This window comes from Hufsiella arboris (assembly GCF_009834875.1).
GTDB lineage: Bacteria > Bacteroidota > Bacteroidia > Sphingobacteriales > Sphingobacteriaceae > Hufsiella_A > Hufsiella_A arboris.
In genome coordinates, this window is record NZ_WVHT01000001.1 from 639,366 (window position 1) to 651,304 (window position 11,939).

General features: G+C 39.6%; 6 protein-coding genes. All 6 read left to right on the forward strand.

Translation table 11 applies throughout. The features are described 5' to 3' along the window. Positions 1-17: 17 nt before the first annotated feature. Positions 18-3,308 carry a SusC/RagA family TonB-linked outer membrane protein gene (locus tag GS399_RS02790; protein ID WP_160843047.1) on the forward strand — a complete coding sequence of 1,097 codons (3,291 nt, stop codon included), beginning with the start codon at positions 18-20 and terminating at the stop codon, positions 3,306-3,308. A 24-nt stretch (positions 3,309-3,332) separates the two neighbouring features. Further along, positions 3,333-4,787, forward strand: a complete 1,455-nt coding sequence (locus tag GS399_RS02795) for a SusD/RagB family nutrient-binding outer membrane lipoprotein (RefSeq protein WP_160843048.1) — start codon at positions 3,333-3,335, stop codon at positions 4,785-4,787. Positions 4,788-4,811: 24 nt separating this feature from the next. Further along, positions 4,812-5,819: a DUF1735 domain-containing protein gene (locus GS399_RS02800; RefSeq protein ID WP_160843049.1), complete on the forward strand. Its 1,008-nt coding sequence runs from the start codon at positions 4,812-4,814 to the stop codon at positions 5,817-5,819. A 532-nt stretch (positions 5,820-6,351) separates the two neighbouring features. Continuing rightward, positions 6,352-9,513, forward strand: coding sequence for a SusC/RagA family TonB-linked outer membrane protein (locus GS399_RS02805; protein ID WP_160843050.1), 3,162 nt, complete (start codon positions 6,352-6,354; stop codon positions 9,511-9,513). A gap of 18 nt (positions 9,514-9,531) precedes the next feature. Continuing rightward, positions 9,532-11,043 carry a SusD/RagB family nutrient-binding outer membrane lipoprotein gene (locus GS399_RS02810; protein ID WP_160843051.1) on the forward strand — a complete coding sequence of 504 codons (1,512 nt, stop codon included), beginning with the start codon at positions 9,532-9,534 and terminating at the stop codon, positions 11,041-11,043. Between the two features lie 57 nt (positions 11,044-11,100). Continuing rightward, positions 11,101-11,754: a hypothetical protein gene (locus GS399_RS02815; protein WP_160843052.1), complete on the forward strand. Its 654-nt coding sequence runs from the start codon at positions 11,101-11,103 to the stop codon at positions 11,752-11,754. Positions 11,755-11,939: the final 185 nt, after the last annotated feature.

Genomic DNA, 11,939 nt, shown 5'->3' on the forward strand with positions numbered 1-11,939 from the left:
AAAGAAAAAATTAGCGTATGAAAAAACTTTTATTAAGTTTATTCGCCTCTTTTGTGCTCGTTCTAACCGTTCTGGCGCAAAATCGAACTGTTACCGGTACGGTAACAGCAAAGGACGATGGACAGCCACTCCCAGGAGTGAGTGTTAAGGTGAAAGGTTCCTCTAATGGTACCCAAACAGGACCAAACGGCCGGTATAGCTTGTCAGTACCAGCAAATGCAGTTTTGGTATTTTCTTACATTGGATTTACACAACGTGAAATTCCGGTCGGAGCATCCGAAAACGTTAGTATTGCCTTAGCTACAGATGCAAAACAATTGACTGAGGTGATTGTAACTGGCGCCTATGGATTAAAGCAATCGTCCCGGGCAGCCTCATCCGACGCGCAGGTTGTCTCACAAGAACAATTAAATCCAATTCGTCAGACAAATTTAAACAATGGCCTGGCTGGTAAGGTTGCCGGTATCCAGGTACGTAGCCAATCAGCAGCAACCCTGGGTAGAAACACAGAAATCCGTTTACGTGGGGCCTCAGGGTTTGGAACTGGAAGTGGTGCTTTGTATGTTGTGGACGGTACAATTGTTCCTAATATTGACGACATCAACCTTGATGACATTGATAATGTGTCAGTTTTACAGGGGCCTGCTTCATCAGCTCAGTTTGGTTCTCAGGGCGCAAATGGTGCGATTGTAATAACCACCTCGAGGGGTAAAAAGGCCGACGGCGTAGGTATCACTTTAAACCTCGGTGCGAATTTTGATAATGCTTATGTTTTACCAAATTACCAGAATACTTATGCAGGCGGAGCAGCTGGCGACTTAATGCAGTATAATTGGAAGCAAGGTGATCCTGAAGAATGGAAAGCATTAGACGGCAAATATTATCATGATTATTCGGACGATAGCAGCTGGGGACCAAAAATGGTTGGCCAGGAGTACGTTCCATGGTATGCTTGGTATCCCGGAACCAAATATTCTTATAAAACCGCAAGCCTTAACCCCCAAAAAGATAATGCAAAGGATTATTTCAATACTGGTGTTACTTTAAATAACGGTCTCATCATTTCGAAGGCGGCAGATAATTTTGCTTATAAGTTATCTTACAATAATCAATATGTTCGTGGTTTAATACCAAATAGCGACCTTAAAAAGAATGTGTTAAATTTTAACACCAGCTACGATTTGAACAAATATTTTACCGCTTCTGCCAATATAAACTACGTTACGCAAAAAGTAGGCGGTGAGGGCGGCGATGGAAGCAATGATTATGATGCGTATTCAAGTCAGTCGTCAGGTTCGTTCAACCAGTGGTTCCATCGGGATTTAGATATGAATATCATGAATGAGTTACGTGGTCTGACGGTTCCTGACGCAACCACACCCGTTGGTTTATATGGAAGTTGGAATCACGCGAATCCGTCTTCTTATGATCCGTCAAATCCAAGAGCGTTTTATGCAGGAAATTATTGGTACAATTTCTACACTTATTACGACTTAGCTAATGTAGTAAACCAACGCGACCGTTTATATGGTGATGTTGCTTTCACATATAAAGTAAATAACGATTTGAAGTTCACAGCTACTTATCGTAAAAATTTGACAACCACATTGGGTGAAGCAAAATACAGCTCACAGCTAAATTATAGTGGTCTTCAAACTACCGGTAATAATCCTACTGCTAAAGGATTCTATGGCACAGCAGAAACTTATTCAAATCGTCAGAACTATGAGTTTCTTGCATCTTATAATAAACAGATTCAAGACTTCACCATCGGCGTAAATGCGGGAACAGATATTTTCAGCTGGGATTACAAAGATAACGCAGCAAGTACTGTTAACGGATTAAGTGTAGATGACTTATTCACCGTTGGAAACTCAGTGGATCAACCGGCTATCGGCAACGGACGTGTTCAGGAGAAGTACCGTGCTGTTCTTGGAACAGCGTCAGTTGGCTACAAAAACTTTTTGTTCTTAAATGCTACATTGAGAAATGACTGGTTCTCAACACTGCCTGCAGATAACAACAGTATCTTATCGAAGTCATTCGGGGGCTCATTTGTATTCAGTGACTTATTGCCGTCAACCAAACCATGGTTAAGTTATGGTAAAGCCCGCGTTTCATATGGTGAAATTCCACAGGCACTAGGCACATCCACTACCACATTCGGAGCCTATCGCTACCCGGGTGGTTTGTACGGTGTAAGTCAGTATAAATACGGAACGAACATTTTAATGTCAACTCCTGATCAGTTTGTCGATCCAAGTATCCAGGGAACAGTAACTGCATCTACTGAATTCGGGTTAGAATTATCTTTCCTGAACAACAGGTTGAATGTGGAAGGAACATACTACACAGGTAAGGATAAAAATATTCCTCAATCATTAGGTGTTAACGGAGCAAGTGGTTATTCTACTATTTTAACAAATATAGGTTTGATTAAAAGAACTGGATTGGAATTGACATTGGGAGGTACTCCGGTTAAATCTCCAAACTTCCAGTGGAATATCAACGCTACTTTTTCCCGCCTTCTTAAGAACGACGTAGAAGAGGTTAGTAAAAAATATGATGTAACCCGAATTACTCCTTCCGGTGCGCAGGTTTGGGGATCGACTATGCCTTATCTTGTGCATGAAGAAGGTAAACGTTGGGGCCAGATTTATGGTAACGGTATCAAGCGTAATGAAAATGGAGTTCCATTGTTAACGTCTTCAGGTGCGTATATCAACGATCCAAATGTTTATTTCGGAAGTGTTTTGCCGATGTATACAGGCGGTCTTCAGAACTCATTTACTGTAATGAAAGATTTCGTAGTCAACGTAAATATTGATTATCAGTATGGCGGTAAATTTGTTTCGCTCTCGAATATGTGGGGATCATATAGTGGATTAACTGCACGTACTGCAGCATTAAACGACAAAGGAGTTCCTGTTCGTGATGCAGTAGCAGATGGCGGAGGCGTTCACGTCTTTGGAGTTGATCAAACCACTGGAAGTCCCGCAGATTACTACGTAGATGCAAAAACATACTACCAGAATCTTTACAACAACAAAACGTTTGATGATTATATCTACGATTTAAGTTTTATTAAACTTCGTGAGCTTTCAATAGGATATAAAATTCCAGTTAAAAAGCTGAATATCAATAAATATGTGAAAAATGCAACCGTTTCGTTAACCGGTAGAAACTTGTGGTTATTGTATTCAACAACCAAAGATTTTGATCCGTCAGAAGTGAGTTATATATATGGTGAAACAGCTCAATTGCCAGGTACCAGAGGTTTTGGATTTAATTTAAGAGTTGGTTTTTAATCATTTAAGTGATAAAAGAATTATATGAAAAAGATTTTTAAATACGCGCTTTTCACGGCATTTGCATTCATTGTAACAAGTTGTGAGAAAATAAAGGACTTTGGTGATACCAATACAAGTCCGGATGGAACGACTATTCCAAATATCTCCGCATTATTAACCAATGTAGAGGCTGGCGGAATAGGCTCCTTTGCGTCAAACGGCACTCCTGCAATTAATGGAGCCCAATACGCTCAATATTTTACAGAGACGCAATATCCTTCCACATCGTTATATGCATTGCCTCAAATAAGCTTTGCCGGATATTATAGCGGTAACTTGTATGATTTGCAGAATATCATCAATCTGAATCAGAGCAAAAACATGAATAATGTTGCGACTATACTGCAGCAATATATTTTCTGGGTGATGACCGATTCTTGGGGAGATATTCCATACAGCGAAGCCTTAAAAGGAATTGAAAAAGTAACTCCAAAATATGATACACAGGAGCAAGTTTATAAGGGAATTATTTCTACTCTGACAGCGACTGTCTCTGCCTTTGATAATTCACCAATCACAGGCGATATAATTTACAACGGTGATGTTGCTTCCTGGAAAAGAATGGCTAACTCGCTTCGTATGATGGCAGTTATACAACTGTCTAAACGCTATCCAAATGCAAGCGACTATGCCGGAACTGAATTCAGCAAGGCATTGACTGATGCCGGTGGTTATATAACATCAAACGCTCAAAACTTTGACATCAATTATGAAGGCTCAAATTATAAAAGCAACTGGTGGAGTTTATATGACGGTCGTAAAGATTACGCCGAAAGCAAAACAGTTACTGACTTAACGGGATCGTTGGGAGATGGCCGCCAAAACGCGTTCGGTGGCTCAAGTGAAGTTCCAGGATCAACAGGTACTTCGAATGTTGGTATTCCCTATGGTCTTGACAGAACAGGCGCCACTGCATTCACTGATGCCAATACAAATTGGGCAAGAGTTTTAAGAGGTGATCTGAGAAATACAAATGGAACAGTTGTAATGATTGGCGCCGCAGATGTTGCACTTGCCCGCGCGGAAGCAGCTGACCGCGGATGGACGTCAGAAAACCTGACATCGGTTTATCAAGGCGGTATAGCTTTGTCTTTTGAACAATGGGGCATAGCAGCACCTTCATCAGGTTATCTAAATCAAAGCAATGTAGCCGTATCAGCGGCCCCTGGTACCGGAGCAAATATCAAAAATATCTCCGTTCAAAGATATCTTGCTGCTTACCCGGATGGCCATAAAGGATGGAATGTTTGGAGAAAATCCGGATTTCCCGCTTTAACACCTGCTCCGGCAGCAACTAACAGCAGTAAGCAAATTGTCCGGAGATTCACCTATGCACCAACAGAAGCCAGTACAAATGGTGCAAGCCTTAAGGAAGCAATTTCCAGGATACCAGGTGGTGTTGATTCACAGGATGCAAAAGTTTGGTGGGATCAATAAATTTAAAATCTCAAATCGTAGAAAATGAAAAATATTTTAAAATACACGTTCTTTGGTGCATTTGCCTTACTGATTAGTTTCAGTTGCCGAAAGGATGCTTTTGAAGGAACTGAAACAGGAGACTCAGGAACCACCCATATCAAGGTTGAAGAAGGGGGAGAAATTAAACAGTTTTTTGGACCGTTCACAGACATAAAACTAGCCCATTTATTTAGCCTTCGAAGAGACGCTGCTAACAACGCTGATCTGAATAAAACCAATACAATTAAATTGGAATCAAATGCAGGGATCATTGAAAAATACAATGAGGATAATGATGAATCTTTTGAGGAATTGCCGGCCAGTTTTTACACACTGGCATCAGATGCAGGGATTAATAAAACCAGTACCGGCTATGATTTTTTATTTAGCTCTGGTGAGTTTTCTAAAAACTTCAAAATTAAGTTAGATGGAAGTAAGTGGGTCGATTTAAGTAAGAAGTATTCATTGGCGTTCAGAATAACTGATTATAACGGACTTACTCCAACTGCCGCAACCAGTGATAGTATAATCGTACTGTTCAGCATTAAGAATAAATATGACGGCGTGTACGAAGTGACCGGAACAATGATTGATGTCACAAATCCGGCATATACACATGTGAATGACGTTTTAGGCGCTGATGCCCCAACGCATTTACAATTACGGACAATATCGCCAACCAAATGCGTATTGTATGATGATTACTATATTGGAGGCTATTTTGTAGGCTTTAATGCTAACGGAAGTGGATCTTATTATGGAGCTTTCTGCCCGGTATTTGAGTTTGATCCTGCTACGGATAAAATTATCTCTGTGACAAACTATTACGGACAACCGGCACCTAATACCAGATCTGCGAAATTAGACCCGTCTGGCATTAATCAATTTGATGCTGAAAGCAGAACAATGAGTGTTACTTATAATATGTTGCAGCCGAGTGTTGTTACGACTCCTCCGAACATCAGAGTGACATGGCAAGAAGTATGGAAGTTTATTGAAGAAAGACAATAACCAAAAATATTTCTGAAATTTTAAAAAGGGCTTGCAAAACAAGCCCTTTTTATTTATACTCAAATGCCTTTCGGCTTTACAAAATAATCGGGAAACGCTATATTTTATCTTGACGTTTGATAATAGTTGAGATGGATAGCAACAGTTTTACTCCTGCTTTAAGGTTTCCAACCAAGCTCTGTTCCTGAAAACCTCGTTATAAATAGATAAACGACACGTGTACATCTGGACTTTAACCGCTAAGTGGGATTTCGTTAAATAATAAATTTTCTATTTAAAGTCAATCAGCTCTATCGTTAGAGTGTTTTTTTCTTCATAGCATTTTACGTGCCAATTTTTAAAATTGCTGTTTATCAGTTGTTTATGTGAGAAATTTTATCTCATGCTTAATTGCAAATTTTTTAATTACGTGTCTTTAAAGCATGTCAACATTAAAAAAATGTTAAAAAATGTTAAAAAAAATTTTGATTGTAACATTCTGATACACATTTTTACCCTTCATTATTAATCATTAAACAACAAAAATTAGCGTATGAAAAAACTTTTATTAAGTTTATTCGCCTCATTTGTGTTAGTACTAAGTGTACTGGCACAAGAACGAACCGTTACAGGAACCGTAACGGCAAAGGAAGATGGTGGACCTCTTCCAGGTGTGAGTGTTAAAGTGAAGGGTTCTAATACAGGAACTCAGACAGCTGCAAATGGACGTTATTCCATTTCAGTTCCTGCTAACTCTACCTTAGTCTTTACTTATATCGGTTATGGTTCTCAGGAACTTGCGGTTGGCAGCAAAACAACAGTAAACGCTTCTTTGACTACTGATGCCAAGCAGTTGACAGAAGTTGTTGTAACAGCGGCCGGTATAAAAAAAGACAAAAAGAATTTAGGATACTCAGCAGACAACGTTTCTAATCAAGAGTTAACGGAAGGTCGCCAGACCAATATGATTAACGGATTGACTGGAAAGGTTCCCGGTTTACAGATTGGTCGTTCAAGCGGAGGTGTTAATACAGCAACAAGGATCACCTTACGTGGACAGCGATCTTTAAATGGAAACAATCAACCATTGTTTGTAATTGACGGTATTCCCGTTGATAACTCAAGTATTCAGCCATCTTCAACTTCATCCAACCAGGTAGACGTTGGAAATCGTATTGGTGACATCAACCCTGACGATATTGAATCGGTGACAGTTTTAAAAGGCCCTAACGCAGCCGCGTTATATGGATCGCAGGCAACCAACGGCGCTATTGTCATTACCACTAAAAGTGGAAAAGACGCAGCGAGTCGTGGCAAGAAATTTGAAGTGTCTTATAATTCAGCGTTTCTTTTGGATCAGGTTCAAAAGTTACCTACCCTGCAAAATGAGTATGGGTCAGGTTATGAAAACGGGACCGGCAATCCTTCAGTTTATGATGAAATAGAAAACACTAACTGGGGTCCTAAATTTGACGGATCAATGGTTCAGTCTGGTCCAACTTTGGCGGACGGCTCTAAACTGATGATCCCTTACAGCGCCGTTCCGGATAACACAAAGAATTTTTTCGATAAAGGGCATAACATCCAAAATTCCATTTCTTTTTCAGGCGGCGGTGAAAAGGGTTCTTTTTATGGCTCTTTTTCGGATAATGAAGTTAGAGGGGTAATTCCAGGTGATAAGTTTAGAAGAAACACTGTCAACTTAAGTGGTAATGCTAAGCTAGCTAATCATTTTACAATAAGCGGAAAAGTATCTTATAACAAAAACTTAACTAATACTTCTTTTCAAGGTGGAGGCGGTGCTTCAGGTGTTTATAACGCAGTGATTAATACCAGCCGCCAGATAAATCTATCTGATTTCAAGGATTGGAGAAATTATAAATTTGCTGCACCAAACGGTTATTTTGATGGTTACTATCCAAATCCATATTATGCTTTGGATAACAACCGCTTTAATAGTAACCTTGACAGGGTTTTAGGTAACATCCAAGTTGGATTTGATCCATACAAATGGTTAAATATTACCTATCGTTTGGGAACTGATTTTAGTTCAGACCGCCGTCACCAGACTTTTGAAAAAACCAGCTATACAACCGCTTATCAGCGTCCAAGCAGTACAACAGGTGGTATTACAGATGATGCTATTACCAGACGTATCTTGAACTCAGATCTATTAGTAACATTTAAAAAAGATTTTGGCACTGATTTTACAACGTCACTTACTTTGTTAAATAATATCCGTCAGGATGATAACAGGCAGTTAACTGCAAAAGCTACCGCAATCTCAATTCCTGGCTTTTTTAATTTATCAAACCGGGTTGGTGAGTTGAACAGTGACGGTACACAACCCGAACAATCATTCAAATCACGTTTGGTTGGTTTTGCTGGTGATTTGAACATCGGCTTCCGCGACTATTTGTTCCTGAATGGTACTATCAGAAATGATGTATCTTCAACGTTGCCGAAAGAAAATCGCTCATACTGGTATCCGTCCGTTAACCTTAGCTTTGTTGTGACTGACGCGATATCTGCACTGAAAGATAACAACATTCTTTCTTATGCTAAATTGAGAGGTGGTGTTGCCAAAGTTGGAAGCACTGCAGATCCGTATGTGTTGCTTAATACATTCGGCGCTGGATCTGGATTTCCTTTTGGATCGTTAGCTTCGTTTACGCTTTCAAATACAACAAACAACCCTGATTTGAAGCCAGAGTTTACGACTTCTTATGAAGCAGGAACAGAATTGTCATTCTTGCAGGACAAACTTGGACTGGATTTCACTTATTATCGTACTTCTACGGATAATCAAATTATTCCGGTATCTGTTGCTCCTTCAACTGGTTTTACAAGAGCTACTGTTAACGCTGGAAATATTTTAAACAAAGGTATCGAGGTCGCTTTGCGTATTAATCCGTTCAGGGGGCCGTTTTCCTGGAATTTAAACTTTAATTATACCCACAATACAAGTACTGTGGAATCACTGTATCAGGATTCTAAAGAATTTCCATTTGGATCAGGAAATCCTGTGCCGGTAGCAATTGTTGGGCAGCCGTGGCCGCTCTTAAAAGGAACAGCCTATTTGAGAGATCCGCAAGGAAATGTTGTTGTAGACGCCACAACGGGTTACATAAAAACCGATCCAACGCAAAGAACTTTTGGGCAGGTAAATCCAAAGCATATATTTGGTTTAGCTAATACTTTTTCATATAAAGGGTTTTCGTTGTCGACTACGTTTGATTACCGTACAGGAAACGTAATTTATTCAGGAACAAAGAATACGTTGACATTTACAGGTTCGACATTAGAAACAACACAATACGGCCGGGAACGTTTTATCTGGCCAAATTCAGTAATCGAAACGTCACCAGGGGTATTTACGCCAAATACTACAGTTAAAACCCGTAGCGGAAACTTTGATTTCTGGTATAGCAACTATAACCAATTCGCAGAGTCAAGTATTATAGATGCAGCATTTATTAAATTAAGGGATGTGTCTTTTCAATACCAGTTTCCAAAGCAATGGCTTTCTAAAACACCATTTGGTAGAGCTAGCCTTGCTTTGACCGGTGCAAATATCTTATTGTGGACACCTAAATCCAATATGTATATTGACCCTGAAGCGAATATTTTTGGTACTTCAAATTCTCAGGGAAGAGAGATAACAAATACACCATCGACCGCGAGCTACGGAATTACTTTAAATGCTACTTTTTAACAATTAACAAGAGAAAAGATGAAAGCAAAAAATATATTAAAAAAGGTAGCCCTTGTTTCATTGCCACTATTTATGGCAAGTTGTGAAAAGGATTTCCTGGATATAAACACTAATCCTAACTTACCAACATCCTCTACGCCGGAGCTTGTATTACCATCCGCTTTAGCGAATACCGGTTCGGTGACCAATAATGATCTAAATATCTTAGGTAATCTATTGTCCGGGCATTGGGCTCAGTCACCTGATTATCTATTTTACAATGCTCAGGAAACATATCAATTTACTCCAAGCACTTATAATGCTACCTGGGTTTCCCTTTACTCAGGCGGGTTAGAAGATTATCAGTATGTTGACGCAGAGGCTACTAAATCAGGTAAGAAAAACTTATCGGCAATCGCTAAAATCATGCAAGCTTATAACTATCAGTTATTAGTTGATGCATGGGGTGATGTTCCCTTTAGTGAATCATTGCAGGGTACAGGTAACCTCGCTCCAAAATACGAAGCAGCTACTACTGTTTATGATGGGATACTAAAACTCATCGATGCGGGATTGGCAAGTATTGACGTGTCAGCTACGGCCGATAAGCCAGGAACTAACGATATCGTTTTTGCTGGTAATATGGATAAATGGAAACGATTTGCAAATACGTTAAAACTTCGTGTTTTATTACGTCAATCGCTAACTGCGTCCAGAGCATCTCAGGTTACAGCGGGATTTGCTACACTCACTGGGGCAACCTTTTTAGGCGCCGGGGAAAATGCGGGTACAAATCCCGGGTATGCAAATCAAACAGGAAAATTCAGTCCGCTTTACGGAGCAATTGGCTTTACTGTAACCGGTGCGGAGACCTCAAACTTTACCGCTACAAGGGGGAATAAATATTCTGTTGATTTCGTAAATGCAACTGCAGATCCTCGTGTTTCATTGCTTTTCAGGCCTGCTAAAAATAGCGGTAATTATGTCGGTGTTTATCCTGGTACTACAGCAACACCAACAACAAAAAATGCAGACTATTCAGCTGTTGGGCCCGGTATTTTACCTGCCTCGGCAAATAATGGTTTTGCAAAGCCGGCTTATTTAATAACAGCTACCGAAAGTTACTTTTTACAGGCCGAAGCTTATCTGAAAGGATTTTTGCCGGGTGGTGTGGCTGCGGCACAAACTGCCTATCAAACAGGTATCGAAGAATCATTTAAGCTGCTTGGATCAACTTCTGCGGCTGCACAAGCTTTTTACAGTACATCAGCCAATCCTTTAGTTAACTGGACTGCGGCCACTGCTGCGAATCGACAGTTTGAGGCTGTAATAACTCAAAAATGGCTAGCATTGAATGGTGTTGATGGCTTTGAAGCATGGAGCGAGTTTAGAAGAACAGGTTATCCTGTAAATACTCCAATGCCTCTAAATAACATCAGCGGTGGAAAACATCCACTACGTATACCATATGTGCAGGATGAAATTGGCGCGAATTCTGCCAATGTGCCTCAGGTCGATATTTTTTCAACCAAGATATTTTGGGAACAATAATCACATTACATTGGACGGGCTTTAGTTTACTAAAGCCCGTTTTTATTTAAAGTAGCTATGAAAACATTTTTAATAATCTTAGTGAGCTGTATTTCTTTGTCAGCAAACGCACAACTGGTTAGAGAAGTTAATAGGGAAACACCCCAGGAAAAAAAATATATAAATATTGAAGGCAGCCCTTATCTTAAGCCCGCCTGGACAGATGGAATTGTAACATTTGAAGGTGGCAAAACTTTGGCTATTAAGAAATTGAATTTCGACGAGGTATTAGGCAAACCTATCTTTTCCCAAGCGTCGTATGAGGTGCTTGAGTTTGATGAGCCGGTAAATGGATTTAAATTCCAGGATAGCTCTGGTGTGCAAATTTTTAAGAATCATTTGACATTGCCTGATAACGAGAATTACAATACGTATTACCAAATTTTATTTGACGGGACGATTGTTCTTGCGAAACTTAACAAGAAAGTTATTGAAGACACCCGTAAGTTTAGTAACGCGACAACTGATAGGACTTTTGCTTCCCGTGATCAATATTTTATAATCAGGTCAAATAAACTGTATAAAATTTCGAATGAGAAAAGTTTGGTTTCATCTTTTGACGGAGATCAAAAAGGCAAAGTCAGTGAATATATTAAAGAGAAAGACATATCTTATAAAAACGAAGGACAGCTGATTGATTTGGTATCAGAGCTGAATCAGTTGTTAAAATAATGAACAATAGAAGCTAGTTTCTACTCTGATATAATTACGGGCCAGACAGTGTTTAGCCCGTAATTATTTTTCCCAGCTGTTGATCTTTGATAAAGTTGTCCAGATCTATTGTCCTGGTGCTTAAAGTATTTAGAAAGATTTCTTTTCTTTTTTGCGCTTAATCGGTTTCTGTCTTTACAAGATAA

Coding starts and splice junctions, on each gene's coding strand:
- GS399_RS02790 (WP_160843047.1), top strand. CDS start 18: ATGAAAAAACTTTTATTAAGTTTATTCGCCTCTTTTGTGCTCGTTCTA.
- GS399_RS02795 (WP_160843048.1), top strand. CDS start 3,333: ATGAAAAAGATTTTTAAATACGCGCTTTTCACGGCATTTGCATTCATT.
- GS399_RS02800 (WP_160843049.1), top strand. CDS start 4,812: ATGAAAAATATTTTAAAATACACGTTCTTTGGTGCATTTGCCTTACTG.
- GS399_RS02805 (WP_160843050.1), top strand. CDS start 6,352: ATGAAAAAACTTTTATTAAGTTTATTCGCCTCATTTGTGTTAGTACTA.
- GS399_RS02810 (WP_160843051.1), top strand. CDS start 9,532: ATGAAAGCAAAAAATATATTAAAAAAGGTAGCCCTTGTTTCATTGCCA.
- GS399_RS02815 (WP_160843052.1), top strand. CDS start 11,101: ATGAAAACATTTTTAATAATCTTAGTGAGCTGTATTTCTTTGTCAGCA.